We start from the raw sequence: 20,603 nt of genomic DNA, 5'->3' as shown, positions 1-20,603 counted from the left end.
AAACTTGTATTGTAAAAATTTCGCTCTAAGGACAAACGATGATGAAAAAAGTTCCTGTACTGTATTTAACGACTACACTGATCGCATCGTCTTCTCTTTGGGCAGCCGAAACAAATACAACTACGGCGAATGCAAATACTGCAACGGCTGAAAAAACACTTCCTTATGGTGACAATCCAAGCTTAGGCCGTGTATTACTGTATAAAACAGGTAAAGGCTTGCAAAATCTTGGTGGCTCAATTCAGGGTGCATCTGAAAACACCTCTCAGAAAATGAGTGAAAAGTGGAAAACCACAAAAGAATACACTGCTGAACAATCCGTCATTGTTCAGGAACAGACTGAAAAAGCCAAACAATATACTGCTAAAAAATGGCAGGACACCAAAGATGCCGTGGTTGGAACCAATGATGGCAATGTGCCTATTGAGCGTGCTGAACTGAGCCAACCTTCATCAAATTAATACGATTTAACAAGATTTACAGGAATGAATGAAACAATGACTGTTACGCCTTTTAAAACCATTTTGCTTTCTTTAATCAGTAGTATTGGCTTCACTGCATGTTCTACATTATCCACCCAAACCGAGCCACCTTTGCAACAACTGCAACAGGTTCAGAACATTGATGCCCTACCCAATACCAACACCAATGCGGCATCCTTAAATAAATATAAGGATCATTGCATGATCCAGTTTACAGGTTATTTTGATGGTGGTCAGAGCACGGAATCATGGGAATTTAAAGGCAATCAGTTGAGTCGGGCTTTTTCTGAAACCTATCAATATGTGCCGAATCGTTTATTCAATGCGACCACTGAAAAACCTGTATTAGATCAGAAAACGCGAAAAACCACAGTATTTGACATTCAGAAACCTGAGGTAAAACAGAACTTTGACAAGTTAAAAAGCTACTTTAACCAAACTGCTTTAGACCAGTGTGGCTAAATTTGCCATCTCCATAATTTCTCTCCAAAGTGTTTTTAAGCTGTAATCTGGTTGTAAAGTTTTGCTGAAATCCATACATTTCCGCTTTTTTGCCCGCTATGATGCAGTTGCGTTGATGAAGTACCCCAAACGGTACATCGCTTAAGGAAATCGCAATGAAGAAAATGATCAAAACAGCTATCGTGACAACAAGTATTCTCGCTTCTGCCTCTATTTTTGCACAAAACGTCGGGGTAAATGCCAATGGCTCAGCTCAGGTCAATGTACAGTCTGGTGGCTTGATTAGTGGCGTTGCAGGGGCAGTAAAAAATACCGCCCAAGGCGTAGGTCACGCAGCTCATCATGTCGGTCATGCCGCTGTAAACACAGGTGTGGAGGCAACCCAGAAAACTGTGGCTACAGCAAGCAATGTGGGTTCACAGGTGGTGGATAAAACCGCGAAAGTGGTTAAAAACGGTAAGGATTATGCGGTAGAGAAAGCTGCTGATAGCAAGGAGTTTGCTGCCGAAAAAAGAGCGGAAGCAAAAAAACGTCATCAGCAACATCAGGCTGAGCAAAAATCAATTGGCCTGAATACCCAAGCAGGGGTTAATGTTGGAAACTCATCCATTCAAGCGCAAACGGGCTTAAATGCAGATAAGAAACAGGCTCAGGCAGGTGCAAATGTTGGTGTGAAAATCTTGGGCGTAAATGCCAATGTCGGCACCAATACCAAAGTGGGTGAAAACTAGTCTTTTCAATTCAATCTAACAAGCCCTCTGCGATTGTAGAGGGCTTTTTTATTTACGATTCAACAAGATGTAGGTGAGTTTGCTCATCCATATTATTTTCAACAAACTGACCCAATCCCTGTGCATCACAACTCAAGGTCAGTTGTTTATAGCTGATACTACAAAAATCCGCATACTGCTTGAAAACCAGTGGAGACTGGTCGAGTGGCAAAGCTTCACCTTGTTTGATTAGCTTATGAATCCCACGATCATTCATGGTTAGCAAATAGCTTTCATGATTCAGTTCAAGGGAAACCAAAGTATTGGCTTGTGCTGTTAAGGGCAGCAGGTATTGTGAGTTAGCCTCAATGATCTCAGCCTCATAGCTTTCAAGCTTTAAACTCACCAAATTAAAAACCAGAGCAGTATCCTGAGTTGTTTTTACATTGGCAGCCTGTGCCTGAGCATGCTGCACAAAATGGATAGGTATCCCCAATTTATGCAGGTTCTGTTCAGTGCCCTGCTTTAAACGAAATAATTGCTGCACCAGTTTTTGTTTTAACACGGCATCAAAATAACGTTCATCCAGCTCAAAATCATTCTGCTGTAAAATCCTTAGCAAGGCCTGATGATGTCGGGCAAGTAAATGATCAATCACCTGACGGTAATAGAACTTGCTTTGCTTTTTGACCTCCCTCACCCGTTTATAGAAATAGGTAATGTCAAAAGGCTGCTGGACAAAGTCATGCAGCAGTTGTGAACTTGCCAGCACAGACAAGGCTTCATGGCCTGTAAATGGTAGATGAATTACCTGCCTATTCGGCAGCAAAGGCTGTATTTTCAGGAAATGTTCTTTGTCTTCCGCATAGTAAGGATCATAGACCAGAATGTATTCCCGTGCTGGATCAACTTCATCCGCCTGAATCTGCATATCCTGATGCAATGCGGCATCAAAAAATTCGGCATAACGGCGGTCCTGCACCACTTCAGGATCAATTGAATATTGCGGGACAAATGCCACCACTTTTTGCATATTCAACAAGTTTGAATACTTAATTGCAGCATAGCCACCCATTGAACCGCCATAGCCAACAATTTCCTTGAATTGCTGCAAAATGGATTGAATCTGTTGCTGCATTTGCAACATGCTGCTTTTAGGGAACCACGATTTCTGTTTCGGCATAATGCCAATCACATTGTATTGATACTTGAATAATGATTTTTCAGCATTAATCGACATGCCTTTGGCACGGCTAATCAGGTCGCCAAAAGAAATCACCAAAGCGTCACTTGAACCTTTTAAAAAAATAACGCGAATATGTTCATCTTCAAATATTATTTGCTTATCCATGCTCACACTAAAAAGTTGATCCTAGGCGGGTATCAAAAACGCATCAAATGAGGGCTTTGCCAATTCATTATTGCGGAGTATCTTATTTTATAGAGATAAGACAGATTAAAAAGCGCAAAAAATGACACAATCCCTACATCCATCCGCTGCAAAAGGCTTCGGTTCAGGCGCTGAACTGTATCAGCAGGTCCGTCCCAGTTACCCGCAAGAAATAGTGGTTTGGCTACAAGATCGCCTCCAGATAGGTGAAAGTTCCACTGTTATTGACCTCGGTTCGGGGACTGGCAAATTCTTACCCTACCTCATTCAAATCCAGGCAAAAGTGATCGCGGTGGAACCCGTGGCGGAAATGCTGCAACAGCTTCAACAGGCTCATCCAACAGTTGCATGTGTACAGGCTTTTAGTGACCGACTGCCTTTGCAAAATGAATCGGTTGATGCCATGGTCTGTGCCCAGTCTTTCCATTGGTTCTCAAACATTGAAACACTGACCGAAATGCATCGCGTATTAAAACCATCAGGGCATCTGGGACTGGTCTGGAACCAACGTGATATTCAGGTTGACTGGGTCAGGGCCTTGGCGGATGAAATTGCACCACTTGAGGGAGACACCCCACGTTACCATAGTGAAAAATGGAAACAGGTATTTGAAAATCAGCAGCTCTTTAAATTTGTGGAACTAGAGACCTTTCAGTTACTGCATCAGGGAACAGTCGAGCAGGTGGTCAGCAAACGCCTGCTGTCCACCAGTTTTATTGCGGCAATGCCAGCACAACAGCGACAAACACTTAAAGCAAGGTTTGAACAAATTGTATTTGATTTTACAGGGCTAACTGCGCAAGATCAGATAGATTTTCCTTACACCACTTTTGCATATCATTTTCAGAAAACATCAAATTCATTATAGATCGAGTTGACCATGCCAAACATCAAAACAATATTTGCAATAAGCTGTGTACTCAGCACCACCCTACTGCTCAGTGCCTGTAACAAGGACCAGCCACCTGTCCCAAATAATGAAAAGCAAGGCAGTTCAGTCAACAATTCAATTGGCGAACTGAACCAGACACCCATCAAGCAATTCCCTGCCACGCCTGATGATGGACATGACATTGCCATTCTGGAAGATTATGACCAGCGTTTTACCGCAATGAGTGACAGTATGGAAATCGAGTTGGCAAAAATGAAAGAGGCCAATACGCTGACACCAGAATTTGAACAGCAGCGCCAGAAAGATAATATCCACTCTGCACTGACGATGCTAAAAGATCTGGAATTAAAAACCGAGCAAGGTCGCTATATTCAGGGTTTTTTGTCGGATTACTGGCAGAATCAGGCTAAAGCTCTGGAACAAAGCACTTTATCGGGTACAGGCACAACCGACACAGGCAAACAGGTGGATCAGTTAAACCAGTACCTGCATGCACAAAGTCAGTTGCATCACTGGAAAAGCACTCAAACTGCTGATTCAAAAATGCAAACTGAATAAAACCTATAAAGATGTAGAGGAGCATTTAGCCCCTCTACATCTCAAGAAAGATCCAATTTAAATCTTCTGCTTCTCAATCCACTGGATAGAGTTCACACGAAATAGCTCGCAGGCGCCATCCCCTGTGTCTGTGGGGGTCAATGACGACTTCCACACCAGATCCTTGTCACGCACCTCAACCAGCTCACCTTTGAGCTGCACCAAATCACCGCGCTTTACCTGTTTAATCTGCTGGGCAATCTTGGGATTGGCGGGAATGATGTGCATATTCGACACCATCTGCATCGCCTGATTGGCAGGGACAGGCAGCCTGTCCATTTTCCAGTTCAGGTAACGGTCATACTGGGTGACTGAAATGGTGCGGGCAATCTCAGGCTGGGCAAACAGCCCCCAACTCACCGCATAGTCAATTGGCGAGAATTTTGCCTGTTCATCATCCTGATAAACCTTTGAACCAAGGATACGGAAATTACCATAAAAAGGCTGCAACACAGAGATGGACTGGTCTTTTAAAATAGGCGATAAACCATTGGCAATATTATATTCCGCACCACTGGTGGATGCATGTGCCTGTCCAATCGCAGCCACCATGCATAAACTGATCCATAAGCTTTTGTTCATGCTGACCATCCTCAAAAATATCACTGAAAACTTAGAAAATCACTTCTCTTCATAGTATGCTTAGACCATGCAAGAAAGTGCTTTTTTTGGTAACAGTCAAACGCTCTCTGGTCATATTTTTGTGACGACTTCACTCCCCTTTTTTAAATCAATGAATGGAACTCTATGATTTATCAATTTTATCAACGTCGGGTTTTCCCGCACCTGCTCAATCAGGTCATGCAAACTGCCAGCCTGATGGATAAACGCCGTGAACTGCTGCTGCCGATTGAGGGCGAAGTGCTTGAGATTGGTTTTGGAACAGGTTTAAACATTCCATTTTATGGCAATGTCGATGCACTGTATGCGCTTGAACCAAATCCAGACATTTACCATCTGGCGGTTGAACGGGTTCAGCATGCACCATTCCATGTCAAGCATGTGCAGTCGCATGCAGAGAAACTGCCTTTTGCCGACAAGTCCCTAGATCATGTGGTTTCCACCTGGACACTGTGTAGTATTGCCCGACTGGATCAGGCACTGGCAGAAATTTATCGTGTGCTGAAACCAACGGGAACTTTCCATCTGGTTGAGCACGTCAAGCATCCCAACTCGGTCAAGATCCAGTCTTTACAGACCTTGCTTACCCCAATTCAGAAACGTATTGGCGATGGCTGCCACCTGAATCGGGACATTGAACGCAGCCTGCAACAGGCAAAATTCAAGTTTATCGAAAAGCAATATTTTGATGCAGAGGGCATTCCAAGCATCGCGCAGAAGATGCTGATGGCACGGGTACAAAAGCTCAATCTTGAGATTGCGGATTAATCATTAAAATCAATACGCAGGGTCTCGAAGCGGATTCGTCCCTCACGAATTGCCTGAGCAATGGCCTGCTGTCCTTTGCTCAGGCGTGCGCCGCCACTTTTAATATCCAGCAGGATCACCTCAATGTCTTCGGCATCACCATCGCCATCACGGAAGTCGGTATAGCCATCAAATACCACATAATCCACGGGGTCACCCAGAAACTTGGCATCACTGGGAAGATACTGAAACTCAGGCAGAATGGGGGCAAACTGCTCAGCCATTTTGCCCTTTAGCACCGCGCGGCTGGTGTTGACACTGCGCTTCTGTGCATCGACCAGCGCCTGTTTATGTGCCAACTCAAGTTCAGCAATATACTGTTCATATTCCGCCTGAATACGCCCATTGCGTGTGCTGGATAATATAATGGTGGTGATCACCACACCAATACATCCGCCTATCAGCATTGCCAACCAAACTGACATAAAATTTCCCCCTGTTCTGAGCCTAAAGTGTAACCTACCACGCTGAAAAAGATGCTAAGGTAGAATGGAATATAAGAGACTCGTTAAAACGCAAATTTCATGAAAACCATATTAATTGCAAATCAGAAAGGCGGTTGTGGCAAGACCATGACGGCGATTACACTTGCTGCGGCATTATCACAAAAAGGTTATAAGGTTGCGCTGGCCGATGCGGACAACCAGAAATCCGCCTTACAATGGCTCAAGCAGCGTCCTAAAACGGTGACCGAAATTCAGAGTCTGGACTGGCGACATGAGAAATCGATTGGTGAGGCACCCAAGAATCTGGACTACCTGATTATTGATGCGCCTGGTGCCCTTTCAGGAGAACATGCGGAGCAACTGGTTAGTGAGGCACATGCGATTGTCACCCCATTACAGCCGTCGTTTTTCGACATTGACAGTACCCGTCGCTTCCTCAAGCATTTGCAGGACATCAAACGAATTCGTAAGGGCAAAGTTCAGATTCTGCTGATTGCCAATCGGGTCAAGCCAAATAGCGCCAGCTCAAAGGATATTCAGGACTTCTTTAGCAAGATTGAGCAGCAGCCTGTGGCATGGATTTCCGAACGGAGTGCCTATGGGACATTGGCGATGCAGGGACTCAGTGTTTTTGATAAGCCACAGAAGAACTTTGTCAGTATCCAGAGTCAGTGGCAGCCTGTCTTAAATCAGTTGGTGGATGATCCAAGCCAATGGTTTTAAACCATCTTGTTCCATCACGGCAGGATGGAACAAGGTATGGACCATTTATGCAACTGCACCGACGAAAACCTATCTTTATTTAGGTTCAATGAAAGGTGCGGGATTTGGGCTAGGTTGGTCTGTGTCATCACCCTCATCTTTCAGGTTATGCCTCATTTCATCACTATCGAGGTTTTCTACAGCTTTACGGATGGTCTCGTTACCGTGACTGCCATCATTTGACTGGATTGCCTGTTCACGTTCCGCACCTTGCTCCTGTAGGGCATTTTCAGGATTTTTAGGAATATCTTCCTTTTCTATAGCCTGCTGTAATTGATCACTGTCCGTCAGGCCTTCCACCTGCTGATAACTGAGTTTATCACCGTTCATGAGAGCAGCCACTGCGCTTTCGGCTTGTGTACCATTGCTGTTATTCGGTTGTGAATGATGGTCCTGACCTGTTTTTGGAGAGATATTGTCCTGATTATTTGAATGTGTCATCGAACTGCTCCTTAAATTCACTTTATGGATGTATGATGAATTCAATATAGCAATACGCTTTGTAACTCTTTGCCAACTCCTGTATTAAAGTCGATAGCAAATGTTGCTATCGTAAGTTGCTGTATTGCAGCCTTAAAACTTTGGTAAATGCTGAGCTATACATATTGCCGATCATGGACCATTCCATTGAAAATAATCGACTGGCTGGATATATCATCAGCTTTATCCTCCTCATTTCATCCAGATATTTAAACGTGAAATTACCGAATGAAAATTTTACTGGACACATTTTTCAGTTAATATGATTTTATTCAACTTTTATCTTTAGAGACGGACGCTTGTGCAACAATACGCTCCCACATTACAACGTGTTTTATTGTTTGGACTGTTCTTTGTCTTAATCTATTTGGGATTCAGTATTCTCAAATATTTTATTGTGCCTGTACTTTGGGCGGCAATTATTGCCTACATGACCTGGCCTGTATATTTATGGGTACAGCGCCGTTTCTTTGGGGAAAATCGTCCCACCCTCAATGCCACCATCATGATCAGTCTGGTCATTCTGGTGATTGGGGTTCCATTTATTTGCGCCATCTTCATGCTGCAACTGGAAGGGCGTAACCTCTATTTTAATTTACAGAGACAATTGTTTTCAGGGCATATCCAGATTCCTGACTTCATCAAAAACCTGCCTGTGGTGGGCAAGGACATTAGCCGTACAGTGAACGAACTGAGTAATGACCCAAACAGCATTACCAAGAATATTGCGGAATGGATTCAAAGCCATTTAAGTTATGGGCGTTTTGTTCTCAGTGAGATTAGCCGCAACTTGGTCAAATTGACTTTTGCCATCATGACCCTGTTCTTCTTCTATCGTGATGGGCAGATGATTCTGGCACAGGTCAGCCGTGCCATGGAAATGGTGATTGGCCCACGTGTGCATCATTACCTTGACACCATTTCAGAAACAACCCGTGCGGTGGTATACGGCGTAGGCCTGACTGCCGTTGCACAGGCGCTTTTGGCAGGTTTCAGTTATTTTGTTGCGGGTGTACCGAACCCAATGCTGCTGACGATGGTCACTTTCATTTTAGCCCTGATTCCATTTGGTACACCAGTCTCCTATTTCGGTGTTGGTCTGTGGCTGTTTGCGCAGGGCCAGACTGTTGAAGCGATTGGGGTGATTGCATGGGGTGTTTGTATCGTCAGCACTTCGGATAATGTGATTCGTCCATTGGTGATTTCAGGCGCAACCCAGATTCCATTCCTGTTGATCATGTTTGGTGTACTGGGCGGAATCGCAAGCTTTGGTCTGGTTGGCCTGTTTATCGGTCCAGTGATTCTGGCAATTTTGTTGGCGATTTGGCGTGAATGGCTGCATGAGAATGTGGAAGAACCTGTTGCCGTACTTGAGGCTCCACCTGAAAGCAAATAGGGTTATTTAACCTTTTTGTTATCAAATAATTAAAGAAGCTTGCGAGTTCTCCTAAACTTTGCTTGAATTTAATTGATAAAGATAATCAATTAAGGATGCCTCGCAATGACTTCAATGATTCAAAAATTTTCCCTACTGAGTTGCCTAGGCCTAAGTATCGCTGCCTGTTCATCGGTTAATCTGGATAACAACGCAAATAAAATCCAGACACAGCCTACATCACCAGACCAAAAACAACTGATCACGGTTCATCAGGTGGATGCCAATGGTGTGGGTGCCTCCATTGGTACCGTGTCTTTCCAGCAAACACCGAAAGGCCTGCTCATCACGCCTGCACTTGGAAAACTTTCTCCAGGTGAGCATGGTTTCCATATCCATGAAAATGCCTCATGTGAAGCTGCTGAAAAAGAGGGCAAAATGGGAGCCGCCCTCGCTGCGGGCGGGCATCTCAATCCAGAGAAAGTTGCCCATCACGGTACGCCACTGGATGGACATTTAGGTGATCTACCTGCCCTAACCGTGAATGACAAGGGTTTTGCAACCACGCCTGTGCTTGCCCCACGACTGAAACTTGCCGATATTCAGGGTCGGGCAATCATGATTCACGCAGGTGGCGACAACTATTCGGATTCACCTAAGCCTTTGGGCGGTGGCGGAGATCGGGTTGCCTGTGGTGTGATTAAGTAAAAAGTATTTTAGGTACTGTGGGTATCCTAAAAGATATCCACAGTTGTGTTGATGTTTTAAACAGAAATTTGAAAGCTGGGATGATTTCCCAGCTTTTTATTAATGAATCCCCTCAGCTTGACGTTCCAGCATAATCTGTTTCAGTACCGCCCGTGGCTGGGTAAACCAGATGCCAATCAACACCACACTTGCCAAGGCAAAAGCCCAGATATGAAAATATGTGTACAGCACACGTACCAGCTCAATGATCGCAAAAAAGCTGATCATCAACAGCATGGAAACAGCGGCTGCCACCGTACCTTTTGACATCTCTGAAGACATCAGGGCAAAGCGGTACATTACGGAAAAACTGATTCCCTCACCCAAACTTACCAAGGTCATGCCAATCAGCAAGCAGGGCACCAGATAGCTTTGCCAGATCACGCCCAACACCAGAAACAGTGTTCCCAGCAGCATAATCGGCAAGCCCATCAAGATGGTTCTACCCAAGGGAAAGCGGTCAATGACCTTGATCAGGATAATGTTGCCCGCGATTAAGCCAAAGAACACGGGAAACTGCGCCAAACCATATTGCACACTACTCAGCTTGAGTTCATCCACCAGAATAATGGGAGAAAGCGCAATCCAGAGCATCAAGGGCATGCCAACCAAAGGTAAGGCAAGACTGAGGCTGAGGAAACGGCGGTTCGTAAATACCTTTTTGAAATCATCAAAAATATAGATAAAAGGCTGTCTGGCTCGGCTCTCCTGTCTGGAGGGCATAAATTTCTTTAGACCAAACCAGCTTAGAAATGACACGGCGGCAATTGCAACAAAGCCCCAATGCCAGGACACATAATCAATCAGGAAAGCACCCAATACAGGGCCAAGCAAGGGCGCAAGCAGGGAAATATTCGCCATCAGCGCCATCACCTTAATGGCATCACGTTCCTCAAAGCTTTCCTGAATGGCGGCATAGCCCACCGCTGAAATCACGGTCAGGCCAATGCCCTGTAAAAAACGCAGGGCAAGGAACTGCTCAATGTTATGGGTCAGTAAAATAAGCAAACAACAGAGAGTAAAGAACGCCACACCAGCCAATAAAACCTTTTTACGCCCAAGCCGATCAGACAGTGGGCCCAATAGCCATGCGACAGTAGCTCCACCAAGCAGGTAAAACGACATGGAGGATGGCGCCCAGGTGGCACTGACCCCAAATTGTTCCGTAATTGCCAGCATGGCTGGCTGAATCAGGTCATTACCGATATAGACTGAAAATTCGAATAGCACCAAGGCTAATGGAAACATAAGCGTTATACGGTTTAACGTCATGTTCTGATGATTTGTTGTCATGTTCTATTCACAAAAATAACCAACTCGGGTTCGTTCCATTTCCCATAAACGGAAATGGAATCATCACCACAAGGCTTTATGGTTGAGATTTAAATTTTGATGTCATGCTGTGAGAAAGCATGTGATAAATGTGAAAACACCGTATTCACAGGGTGTATATAAGAAAAACGATTTATTTACGTGAGACTGGTAAATGTTTTTTACCTTTTGGCCAAATTGCCAGACGCAACTTTAGCATTTTTTCAAAATGACCGCAATTTGTACAATCCCAATGATTGTTTAGATATGTGAATAACCGAAAAGTTATCCACAGTTTTGCCTATCTTTGAGGCTGAACCACAGTTCACAGGTCAATCATGGACAAAGCTCAAACTGGAATTTATCGGTATTGTCTCCCCTCGCACATTGATAACTTTGTTTCTTGTTCACGATCTTCCAGACCTCCTGATCACGTTTCAACTGGTATTCAGTTCGCACCGCAATCACTGAATCATCCTGCTGGGCCTGTTCAACCGTCACCTGTGCATCGGTTGGGTTCTCAGCGCTATTAAACTGCTGGTCTATTTTCAAGTTGGTTTCATCATGGAACAGGTTTGGCTGATCCAATAAAACCGCATGCATTACGGTACTTTTTTGCACCGCCGCCTGTTGCTGTGATTGCGCAATAGGTGGATTACATGCTGCCAGAAACAGGCTGCATCCCAGAATCATCCAGATTTTATGCATTTTGTATCGTTCCAATTTGCCCGACTCATTTATGCTACTATGCAAAACTTAATTGCCAAGCAATAAAATGTATATGGCTTGCAAAAGATTTGTTGTCATGATCAGATGATTGATAGTGACATAAAGCATTAAAAAGACTGATTTTATAACATCAATATCACAATAGATTGGGCATCATGATATGGCAGATTTAGCCAGAAATTTAACGATTATTTTAATCGTGGGCAGCACTTTGGCTGGCTGCTCCAAAAAAGAAGAAAGTGCGGCAAGTGATGCCGCGGTTGCCACAGAAAGCGCAGCCTTAGATAGTGAAGCGATTCGCACCAATGCCACCAAAAACCCAGAACAACTGGTCAGTACCCAGCAAAGCGCCCTGGAGCAAAGCCGTCAACTGGTCAAAAGTGCCCAACTGCAATTTGAAGTGCAAGATGTGTTAAAAACCACATTAACACTGGAACAACAGTTGTTGCAATACAATGGCTACATCGAAGAGAAACAGGTCAATTATCAGGTCAGTGACAGTTCCCAGCGTAACCGCATTGATGGCAGCGTCGACATTTATGAAAAGATCACGCCAACCGTACAGCTCACCGTACGCCTCCCCAATGACCAAGTCACAACTTTTCTGAATAATCTTCTGCCGCTTATGCTGAACTTTAACAGCCAAAGCTATGAAGCAAAACGCTATGAATTAAAGCGACTCGAAGAAAAGCTCAATACCGCAAACCAAAGTAACAGTCCATCCAATGCGGTCAACAACCAACTGCAACAATTGACCGATTTGGAAGTCAAAGACCGCCTGGCTTATAGCACCATTCGGCTTGAGTTCTATCAACAGCCGAAAGTCCGTAAACGCCATGATTTAAATATCCATCGCATCGCTACATTGGACAGTGATCCCTTACTGACACGAATTGTAGAATCATTCAAAGTCGGTTTAGCTTATTTTAAAGAAACCCTACTCTGGCTGATTCAATTCTGGGCATTCTACCTAGTCATATTTGCTATTTGGATGGTTCGTAAAGTGTATAAGGCAACAAAGCACAGCAGCTAATTATTGATTTTTAATCAATAGTATTTTGCTGGTTTACGCATTTTTACTCACGAATAGATTCCCTAAAATGCATTCAAGTTTTAGCAATCTATTTTTGAGTATCCCATGAGCAATATTCTAATTATTAACGGTGCCAAACAATTTGAACATTCCAATGGCGAATTGAATGACACCCTCACCCAGTTTTCTGAAAGTTATTTAACAACGCTGGGCCATACGGTACAGGTCACACGTACTGATAGCGAATATGACATTCAGGCCGAAATTGAAAAATATTTATGGGCGGATGTGGTGATTTACCAAATGCCAGGCTGGTGGATGGGTGCGCCGTGGACCATGAAAAAATACATTGATGAGGTTTTCACCATTGGTCATGGTTCACTCTATGCCAGCGATGGACGTAGCCGTTCAGATGCCTCAAAAAAATATGGTTCAGGTGGCTTGATTCAGGGCAAGAAATACATGCTGTCGCTGACTTGGAATGCCCCGATGGAAGCTTTCACCGATCCAGCGCAGTTTTTTCATGGTGTTGGGGTGGATGGCGTGTATTTACCATTCCATAAAGCCAACCAGTTTCTAGGCATGGAAGCACTGCCAACCTTTATCGTCAATGACGTGATCAAGATGCCAAATGTACCAAGTTATCTTGAAGCCTACAAAGCCCATTTAGATCAAATTTTTGCAACTGCACATTAACAAGGGAATAACATGCTGACCATTATTGCTGAAATCCGCCCCCATGCAGGTGTAGAACATCGTCAGGCCGTTCTGGATGCCTTTCAGAAAATCATTCCAACCGTACTGGCGGAAGATGGCTGTCATGGTTATGAGCCTTTGATTGACCATCTCCCAGCAATTGCCATGCAGACACAGGATGAAAACAGCATTGTGATGCTAGAGAAATGGCAAAGCACAGCGCATCTGGAAGCCCATATGCAAACTGCACACATGCAGCAGCATTTTGAAGCGACCAAAGCGCATGTTGCTGATGTGAAAATCCGTATCTTAAAAAGCGGAATTTGACAGATAAAATGATCAGTAGACCAAGCCTCTACTGATAATAATGCTGTTTCAAATGACGGCTATATTCGGTTAAATACGCTTCCAGACTCGCACGTCGATCAGCTTTCTGCATCTCTCTTGCCGCTAGCTGCTCAATTTTATTATCCAGCAACTTGAGAATGGCCGTCTGTTCAGCTTCGGGTAACTGTGCCTTTTCTTTCTGCTGCTTTTTGATTTCGAGATAATCCTCAGCCCAATGGCGCAACGGATCATGCTCAGAAACCTGTTCAAATAATGTGGTGATCAGCAATTCAGGCATGATTTCCTGTGTCGCAAGTTCTGCCGACATCAAGCCACGAATCGAATAAAATACTTTTTTATAAGTAAAGTTATCCGCGGTTTGCATCACTTTCATGCCACCTTTCGCCAATGACAAATAGTGGTGATACAAAGCGCTATAATCAATGCGTTCAAGCAGACCATCCCGAAAACCTTGCCATTCTGGAAAGGCATTAAAATAAACAATATGCGCTCGCACCCATTCCAGAACTGTTGGATTACTCTTGGCAAGCAGTCCAAACATTTTATCCAGATCATAGGACACAAAGTCAAAATCACCGTCCATGACTTCAATCAGGTCACGGTACTTTTTATAGTCAAAATATTGGTCTTTACTCGGTAAATGGAAACCCCGTACATCATAGTCACTGTCAGGACTGGCCATACCCCATAAACGACTACCACTTTCAATATAAAATAATGGAATGTCTTGGCGTTGTTGAAATAGCTTTTCAATTTCTTGGTGGATGTTCATCTTATTTATTCTGCTTAATAAGAGTTTGACTAATCACTTTCCATTCATTTTCATTATCTTGTTTGACGATATATTTAAACTTATTCGCTGGAAAGTTATTTCCTCCATCTTTACCCCCATATTTATCATCAGCATAATTCCATGAAATGATTTCCAAGGTTTTTGGTTGAGGCTTTTTCACTGATTCTATAAAGCGAAAATTTATCGTTTCATAAATATCTGTTCCTAGAGCATCAAGATTTTGTACTAAAAATGGTCTATTTTCAGAGAATCGGGAAACTTCTGAAATAATAGAAGACCATGTTCCACTTCCTCCATTACAGCCTTGATCACCACCCCATAAAATGAAATATGAAGAACTCCCTAAAGATGGATCTCGATCTATTGTAAATACATCCTTTATTGTTGTAAGCCTTTCCTCACCCTTTTCAAAAGTTGTCATACAGGCTGTAGCTTCTGCATATTTTTTCATTACATTTAGAGCTTGTACTTTTTCCTGACTTTCAGTTAAAGCATGGCTATTCTTAATAGCCAGAATATTTAAAATAGAAAATAATAAAATATGAGATATTTTCATCAGAAATCCTTTACTAAAATTTACTTGTGAATTGATATTTTGTTATAACAAAAAAGCGCATCTTTCGATACGCTTTTAACAGAGTTTTCTTTATTTAATCAAGCATTAAAGATCAAACTTCTTTTGACGGTTCTTTACTAAGTCACGTCCTTTTTTGAGTGAGTTCTGCAAATCTTGCTGTAATGATTCGATTTCTGACTTCGTCAAAGCCATAGCGGTGAATTTGTTTTACAAGATAGCGAGCTTCTGATTCGGTGAAACTTGAGAAATCATACATTCCTCATCATTTATATTTAAAAAGGAAAGCACTTCTTTCGATATAATGCTGATCAGTTATAGAGTCTAAATAACCCTCCCTTAAAAAGGGAGAGAATTCACAAGCATTTGATTTGCGTCAAGTCTCCCCTTATCAAGGGGAGATTTAGAGGGGTTTAGAGAGCTTAACTGACTGGCATTACATCTTTCAATACGCTTTTAACAGAAATTCTTTTATCTAATCAAGCATTACAGATCAAATAATTTCCCTGGGTTCATAATTCCATTCGGGTCAAATGCCAGCTTCAACGCTTTCATATATTCAATTTCTTCAGGCGAACGTGAATATTCCAGATATGGCTTTTTAGTCATCCCGACACCATGCTCGGCAGAAATCGAACCATCATATTTTTTCACTGTTTCAAACACGTATTTATTCACCACCTGACACTTGGCAAAGAACTCATCTTTAGTTAAGTTTTCAGGTTTTAAAATATTTAAATGCAAATTACCGTCACCAATATGACCAAACCAGCAAATTTCAAAGTCTGGATAGTTGTCAGCCACAATCGCATCAATTTCCGCAATAAATGCTGGTACATGGGTAATCAATACGGAAATATCATTTTTATATGGAATAAATGGCGCAATCGACTCTGAAATATCTTCACGCAAACGCCATAAGCTTTGTGCCTGTTCCAGACTTTGGCTCATCACCCCATCAATCACCCAACCCTGTTCCATGCAATGCTCAAAAATCTGCATGGCCTTGTCCATGATTGGTTCATACGGCGCTTCAAATTCCAATAACACATAGAACGGACATTGGGTTTCAAATGGACGTTGTACATGACCACGATCCAGGACTTTCTGCATGGCAACTTCACCAAAGAATTCAAACGCAGTCAGGTCGATTTCTTTCTGGAATGCATGCAACACAGGCATCACCGCTTCAAAGTCAGGCGTACCCAGCACCATCACCTGCAAGTTTTGTGGTTGACGTTCTAGCTTGATTTCCGCCTCGGTCACGAGTCCTAAAGTCCCCTCACCACCGATGAATAAATGCTGCAAGGCATAACCCGTGGCATTTTTAATCATGCCCTTGTTTAAACGGATCACATCACCTTTACCTGTCACCACCGTCAGGCCCAGCACCCAGTTACGGGTCATGCCGTATTTAATAACTTTAATACCGCCCGCATTGGTCCCGATATTGCCACCAATTTGGCTTGAACCTGCCGAAGCAAAATCCACTGGGTAATACATACCTTGTTCTTCAGCATAGTTCTGCAACTGTTCAGTCACCACACCTGGCTGCACACGCACCATACGGTCGGCTGGGAAGAACTCCAGAATCTGGTTCATCTTGTCAAAGCTGATGACAATCTCGCCATTGGTTGCCACCGCACCCGCTGAAAGACCCGTACGACCACCAGATGGTGTAATTGCCACATTGGACTGGTTGGCAAGTTTCACAATCGCTTGAACCTGCTCCGTGCTTGACGGGAAAACGATGACTGATGGGTTTGGATCAAAATGTTTGGTATGGTCCCGCCCCCAGTTTTGCAGACTATCGGCATCGGTTTTAATACGGTTTTCACCCACAATTGCCGTTAGTTGGGTCAATAACTCAGGTGTTAAAGCGACTGAAGCATTCATCGTTTACAGGCCTAGCAAGAAATAAATATCGGGTTTCTGGATGGCAACATCATATTTTTCAATCTATTAAAAACAAGATGATGAAAACATCCAAAATATAGAAACGCTACAGGACAGCACAAACCCTAGCTCGTTGAGGTTTGACCACCAGTTGCATGCATTTTACATTGAAGCAGGCATGGGATAAAGCGCAGGATCAAGATACTGTCATAACAAAATGTGTATCAGCCATAAATTTCATGTGAAGCTGAAAAATTATCAACAATTCTGCTGTGGTAATTTTAAAGCAAATATCTATAACTGCATGCTCTATGCTATGATACGGCAACTAAATTTTGGCCTTTGTAGCGGAGCCGTAATGAGCCAACATCTTTCTCTACCTAAAGACAAAATCCGTTTTCTTTTATTAGAAGGTGTGCATCAAAATGCCATCGATACCTTAAATGCAGCGGGTTATACCAACATCGACTACCACAAGACTGCGCTTGAAGGCGAAGCTTTGAAAGAGGCGGTCAAGGATGCGCACTTTATTGGTATCCGTTCGCGTACTCAATTGACTGAGGAAGTCTTTGAAGCGGCGAATAAACTGATTGCGGTGGGTTGCTTCTGTATCGGGACCAACCAGGTCGATTTAAAAGCGGCGATGTCCCGTGGTATTCCTGTGTTCAATGCGCCATATTCAAACACGCGTTCAGTCGCTGAATTGGTTCTTGCTGAAGCCATTTTATTACTTCGCCGTGTTCCTGAAAAATCAAAGGATACACATGCGGGTGGCTGGAACAAGTCTGCGGTAGGTTCGTTTGAAACACGCGGTAAGACTTTAGGTATCGTTGGTTACGGTTCAATTGGTTCGCAACTTTCTGTATTGGCAGAAAGTCTGGGTATGAAAGTCATCTATTTTGATGCCGTGACCAAGTTACCACTGGGTAATGCACGTCAAATTGGTTCTTTAGATGAGCTTTTGGCAACTGCTGATGTGGTTTCCCTACACGTTCCAGATGTGCCATCTACACGTAACTTCTTTAAGAAAGAACAGTTTGCACAGATGAAAGAGGGTTCGATCTTCATCAATGCGGCACGTGGCACCTGTGTCATCATCGAAGATTTGGCTGATGCGATTAAATCAGGCCACATTGCGGGTGCGGCGGTTGACGTGTTCCCGAAAGAGCCTAAAGCAAACGGCGAAGAATTCCAGTCTCCACTTCGTGGCTTGGACAACGTGATTTTAACCCCTCACGTGGGTGGTTCGACCATGGAAGCGCAGGCGAACATCGGTCTGGAAGTTGCTGAGAAATTTGTGGCTTACTCAGATAAGGGTATGACCCTATCTGCGGTGAACTTCCCAGAAATCGCATTGCCATTGACTGAAGGCCAACATCGTCTACTGCACATCCACAAGAACATTCCAGGTGTATTGTCCAAGATCAACACCCTATTTGCTGAGCAAGGCATCAACATCTCAGGTCAGTCTTTAATGACCAAAGGTGACATTGGTTACCTTGTGATGGATGTGGATGCATCTGCATCTCAGGAAGCGCTGGATACCTTGCACAATGTTGAAGGTACGATCCGCGTACGTGTATTGTTCTAATCAGGACAATTCAGGAAAGGCCACAGTTTAAGCTGTGGCTTTTTTATGGGCGTTTGAATTATTATGTGAAATAGATTCTATTTATACCAATCGTTCCAATAATTAAGTTGCTCCCATGTCCAAAACACCTGTACATGCCTTACTGTTATTAATGATTGCCATGTTATGTGTGCAGGGTAGCGGTTCTTTAGCAAAGATTCTCTTTCAAAGTTTTCCAGTCTTAACTGTCTCTGCCATGCGTTTATTTTTTGGCGCAATGATTTTGGCTGTCATCTTTAAAATCTGGAAGATCAATTTCAGCAATGTACGCTGGAAAGCAATCCTCAGCTACGGCATGGCCCTCGCAGGGATGAATGCCCTGTTCTATTTATCGCTGGAACGCTTACCCTTAGGTTTGGCTGTAGCCTTTGAATTTATTGGGCCACTGAGTGTGGCGCTGTACCATGCCCGTCAAAAATACGACTTTATCTGGGTGGGCTGTGCCATTCTGGGCTTGGTACTGCTGTTTCCCTTACAACAGGCCCAGCAGGGTCTCGACCTAATCGGTGTATTGTTTGCAGTCAGTGCAGGTGCATGCTGGGCATTTTATATCATTGCAGGGCAAAAACCATCTGGCATTTCTGGCAATCATACCGTTTGTTTGGGGATGAGCATTGGTATGTTATGCTTGCTGCCTTTCGCCGCTTTTTCTGGTGCAGTTGGACATGTGTTTGAACTGCCAAATTTATATTATTTTATTGGACTAGCCATCTTAGCCAGTGCACTACCATTTTCATTAGAGATGATCGCGCTGCGCAATTTAACACCTCTCAGCTTTGGAACCCTGATGAGTCTGGAACCCGCTGTGGCAGCCTTGTCTGGATTTATTTTTCTGGGTGAAACATTACTGTGGAATCAATGGCTGGCCTTGATGACCATTATCATTGCATCCATTGGCTGCACCGTGACCACCCAGCATGCCCGTCAGCAAAAAGAGGCCATATGAAAAATCTCCAGTTGCTTGCCGTGCTGTACATGGTTTTATCCATGGTGGCCTACCAGATCAGTGCCTCATTTGCCAAACAGTTGATTGCAACCCTTCATCCATTGACCGTCACGATTTTAAGGCTCAGTTTCGCCACGGTTCTGGTTGCCATTATGTTTCGCTCATGGAAAATTTTATCCAGACTCAAACAGCTCAAATGGCGTGACCTATTACTTTACAGTGCCTCTTTAGGCTGTATGAACATCCTGTTCTACAGTTCTTTAGGAAAATTGCCACAGGGAATTGCTGTGGGGCTGGAGTTTATTGGACCCTTGGGTCTGGCCCTGCTTTCAATTAAACAGCGTAGCGATTATATCTGGGTGGCTTTTGCGATTTTAGGGATTGCCCTGATGGTGCCGTGGCATGATGCCAATGCCCAGAATTTTTCCTATGTCGGCGCGGCATGCGCACTCGGGGCTGGTTTCTTTTGGGCACTGTATATTTATTTCGGGCATCGTGTGGTGCAGCAAAATATTGGCATGCATGCGCTGACCATCGCCATTGGCCTGTCCGCCATCACTTTACTGCCTTTTGGTTTGTGGAACAATGCACCCGCTTTGCTGGATACCCAATACTGGGGCAAGGCGCTGCTCATTGCCCTATTGGCAACCGCAATTCCCTATGCGCTGGATTTGATGGCACTGAAACAATTGAGCAAACTCAGTTATGGCACACTGTCCAGCCTTGCACCTGCGCTGGCCGCATTGGCAGGACTGTTTTTACTGCATGAACAGATTAGCCTGATTCAATGGGTGGCATTGGGCTGTATTATGATTGCCTCCATTGGCGTCACCTTGCGTGGAGAGAAAACAGCGGCATCAGCATGACGCTGTTCTC

At 43.8% G+C, this 20,603-nt stretch carries 24 protein-coding genes; 15 read left to right on the top strand and 9 right to left on the bottom strand.

The genetic code is table 11. The features are described from left to right. Positions 1 to 41 precede the first annotated feature (41 nt). The 3 genes from QLH32_RS12815 (at position 42) to QLH32_RS12805 (ending at position 1,675) form a co-directional block, all read left to right on the top strand. The gene (locus QLH32_RS12815) at positions 42 to 461 is read left to right on the top strand and encodes a hypothetical protein (RefSeq protein WP_283269341.1); all 420 of its coding nucleotides are present in this window, start codon (positions 42 to 44) and stop codon (positions 459 to 461) included. Positions 462 to 497: 36 nt separating this feature from the next. Further along, positions 498 to 944: a hypothetical protein gene (locus QLH32_RS12810; protein WP_283269340.1), complete on the top strand. Its 447-nt coding sequence runs from the start codon at positions 498 to 500 to the stop codon at positions 942 to 944. Between the two features lie 155 nt (positions 945 to 1,099). Continuing rightward, positions 1,100 to 1,675 carry a hypothetical protein gene (locus QLH32_RS12805; protein WP_283266530.1) on the top strand — a complete coding sequence of 192 codons (576 nt, stop codon included), beginning with the start codon at positions 1,100 to 1,102 and terminating at the stop codon, positions 1,673 to 1,675. A 52-nt stretch (positions 1,676 to 1,727) separates the two neighbouring features. Here QLH32_RS12805 and QLH32_RS12800 read toward each other — a convergent pair whose 3' ends face one another. Next, complete coding sequence (locus QLH32_RS12800) at positions 1,728 to 3,005, bottom strand: hypothetical protein (RefSeq protein WP_283266529.1); 1,278 nt, start codon at positions 3,003 to 3,005, stop codon at positions 1,728 to 1,730. A gap of 121 nt (positions 3,006 to 3,126) precedes the next feature. Between QLH32_RS12800 and QLH32_RS12795 the strand changes: the two genes are divergently transcribed. Both QLH32_RS12795 and QLH32_RS12790 read left to right on the top strand, forming a co-directional pair. After that, the gene (locus QLH32_RS12795; RefSeq protein WP_283266528.1) at positions 3,127 to 3,912 is read left to right on the top strand and encodes a class I SAM-dependent methyltransferase; all 786 of its coding nucleotides are present in this window, start codon (positions 3,127 to 3,129) and stop codon (positions 3,910 to 3,912) included. A 12-nt stretch (positions 3,913 to 3,924) separates the two neighbouring features. Next, entirely contained in the window at positions 3,925 to 4,494 is a 570-nt protein-coding gene (locus QLH32_RS12790) for a hypothetical protein (protein WP_283266527.1), read from the top strand. A gap of 57 nt (positions 4,495 to 4,551) precedes the next feature. On the opposite strand, the gene QLH32_RS12785 is transcribed toward QLH32_RS12790, so the two are convergent. Further along, complete coding sequence (locus QLH32_RS12785) at positions 4,552 to 5,115, bottom strand: hypothetical protein (protein ID WP_267980721.1); 564 nt, start codon at positions 5,113 to 5,115, stop codon at positions 4,552 to 4,554. Between the two features lie 165 nt (positions 5,116 to 5,280). On the opposite strand from QLH32_RS12785, the gene QLH32_RS12780 reads away from it, so the two are divergent. Then, complete coding sequence (locus tag QLH32_RS12780; RefSeq protein ID WP_279958648.1) at positions 5,281 to 5,922, top strand: class I SAM-dependent methyltransferase; 642 nt, start codon at positions 5,281 to 5,283, stop codon at positions 5,920 to 5,922. Here QLH32_RS12780 and QLH32_RS12775 read toward each other — a convergent pair. Then, on the bottom strand, positions 5,919 to 6,386 hold the full coding sequence (locus QLH32_RS12775; RefSeq protein ID WP_283266526.1) for a Holliday junction resolvase-like protein: 468 nt from the start codon (positions 6,384 to 6,386) through the stop codon (positions 5,919 to 5,921). The genes QLH32_RS12780 and QLH32_RS12775 overlap by 4 nt on opposite strands. Positions 6,387 to 6,485: 99 nt before the next feature. Between QLH32_RS12775 and QLH32_RS12770 the strand changes: the two genes are divergently transcribed. Further along, positions 6,486 to 7,130 carry a ParA family protein gene (locus tag QLH32_RS12770; protein WP_279958650.1) on the top strand — a complete coding sequence of 215 codons (645 nt, stop codon included), beginning with the start codon at positions 6,486 to 6,488 and terminating at the stop codon, positions 7,128 to 7,130. Positions 7,131 to 7,205: 75 nt separating this feature from the next. Here QLH32_RS12770 and QLH32_RS12765 read toward each other — a convergent pair whose 3' ends face one another. After that, on the bottom strand, positions 7,206 to 7,610 hold the full coding sequence (locus QLH32_RS12765) for a hypothetical protein (protein ID WP_283266525.1): 405 nt from the start codon (positions 7,608 to 7,610) through the stop codon (positions 7,206 to 7,208). A 340-nt stretch (positions 7,611 to 7,950) separates the two neighbouring features. Between QLH32_RS12765 and QLH32_RS12760 the strand changes: the two genes are divergently transcribed. Further along, entirely contained in the window at positions 7,951 to 9,045 is a 1,095-nt protein-coding gene (locus QLH32_RS12760; protein WP_283266524.1) for an AI-2E family transporter, read from the top strand. A 105-nt stretch (positions 9,046 to 9,150) separates the two neighbouring features. Further along, positions 9,151 to 9,732 (top strand): superoxide dismutase [Cu-Zn] SodC, encoded by a 582-nt coding sequence (gene sodC, locus QLH32_RS12755; RefSeq protein ID WP_283266523.1) that lies wholly within the window; start codon positions 9,151 to 9,153, stop codon positions 9,730 to 9,732. Positions 9,733 to 9,831: 99 nt separating this feature from the next. Here the strand turns inward: sodC and craA are convergent, their stop codons facing one another. Next, on the bottom strand, positions 9,832 to 11,064 hold the full coding sequence (gene craA / locus QLH32_RS12750) for a chloramphenicol efflux MFS transporter CraA (protein ID WP_432442284.1): 1,233 nt from the start codon (positions 11,062 to 11,064) through the stop codon (positions 9,832 to 9,834). 354 nt (positions 11,065 to 11,418) lie between these two features. Further along, the gene (locus QLH32_RS12745; RefSeq protein WP_283266522.1) at positions 11,419 to 11,790 is read right to left on the bottom strand and encodes a hypothetical protein; all 372 of its coding nucleotides are present in this window, start codon (positions 11,788 to 11,790) and stop codon (positions 11,419 to 11,421) included. 181 nt (positions 11,791 to 11,971) lie between these two features. Here QLH32_RS12745 and QLH32_RS12740 point away from each other — a divergent pair, with 181 nt between their 5' ends. From QLH32_RS12740 to QLH32_RS12730, 3 genes are all read left to right on the top strand, one after another. Continuing rightward, a complete protein-coding gene (locus tag QLH32_RS12740) occupies positions 11,972 to 12,844 on the top strand; it encodes a DUF4349 domain-containing protein (protein ID WP_283266521.1) in 873 nt (290 codons plus the stop codon). Positions 12,845 to 12,949: 105 nt separating this feature from the next. Continuing rightward, positions 12,950 to 13,540, top strand: coding sequence for an NAD(P)H-dependent oxidoreductase (locus QLH32_RS12735; RefSeq protein WP_283266520.1), 591 nt, complete (start codon positions 12,950 to 12,952; stop codon positions 13,538 to 13,540). A 12-nt stretch (positions 13,541 to 13,552) separates the two neighbouring features. Continuing rightward, the gene (locus tag QLH32_RS12730) at positions 13,553 to 13,867 is read left to right on the top strand and encodes a putative quinol monooxygenase (RefSeq protein WP_283266519.1); all 315 of its coding nucleotides are present in this window, start codon (positions 13,553 to 13,555) and stop codon (positions 13,865 to 13,867) included. Between the two features lie 28 nt (positions 13,868 to 13,895). On the opposite strand, the gene QLH32_RS12725 is transcribed toward QLH32_RS12730, so the two are convergent. The 3 genes from QLH32_RS12725 to QLH32_RS12715 all read right to left on the bottom strand — a co-directional run bounded on the left by QLH32_RS12725 (position 13,896) and on the right by QLH32_RS12715 (position 17,151). Then, entirely contained in the window at positions 13,896 to 14,660 is a 765-nt protein-coding gene (locus QLH32_RS12725) for a nucleotidyltransferase domain-containing protein (RefSeq protein WP_283266518.1), read from the bottom strand. 1 nt (position 14,661) lies between these two features. Next, positions 14,662 to 15,237, bottom strand: a complete 576-nt coding sequence (locus QLH32_RS12720) for a hypothetical protein (RefSeq protein WP_283266517.1) — start codon at positions 15,235 to 15,237, stop codon at positions 14,662 to 14,664. A 504-nt stretch (positions 15,238 to 15,741) separates the two neighbouring features. Further along, positions 15,742 to 17,151, bottom strand: coding sequence for an FAD-binding oxidoreductase (locus QLH32_RS12715; RefSeq protein ID WP_283266516.1), 1,410 nt, complete (start codon positions 17,149 to 17,151; stop codon positions 15,742 to 15,744). 358 nt (positions 17,152 to 17,509) lie between these two features. Here QLH32_RS12715 and serA point away from each other — a divergent pair, with 358 nt between their 5' ends. The 3 genes from serA to QLH32_RS12700 all read left to right on the top strand — a co-directional run bounded on the left by serA (position 17,510) and on the right by QLH32_RS12700 (position 20,593). Beyond that, positions 17,510 to 18,742, top strand: coding sequence for a phosphoglycerate dehydrogenase (gene serA / locus QLH32_RS12710; RefSeq protein WP_283266515.1), 1,233 nt, complete (start codon positions 17,510 to 17,512; stop codon positions 18,740 to 18,742). Positions 18,743 to 18,857: 115 nt separating this feature from the next. Further along, positions 18,858 to 19,727 (top strand): EamA family transporter, encoded by an 870-nt coding sequence (locus QLH32_RS12705; protein ID WP_283266514.1) that lies wholly within the window; start codon positions 18,858 to 18,860, stop codon positions 19,725 to 19,727. Next, the gene (locus tag QLH32_RS12700; RefSeq protein ID WP_283266513.1) at positions 19,724 to 20,593 is read left to right on the top strand and encodes an EamA family transporter; all 870 of its coding nucleotides are present in this window, start codon (positions 19,724 to 19,726) and stop codon (positions 20,591 to 20,593) included. The genes QLH32_RS12705 and QLH32_RS12700 overlap by 4 nt, the downstream gene beginning before the upstream one ends. Positions 20,594 to 20,603: the final 10 nt, after the last annotated feature.

The organism is Acinetobacter corruptisaponis (assembly GCF_030053775.1).
Lineage (GTDB): Bacteria > Pseudomonadota > Gammaproteobacteria > Pseudomonadales > Moraxellaceae > Acinetobacter > Acinetobacter corruptisaponis.
The sequence above is the reverse complement of the archived record's forward strand: the minus strand, read 5'-3'. Positions and strand labels throughout refer to the sequence as shown.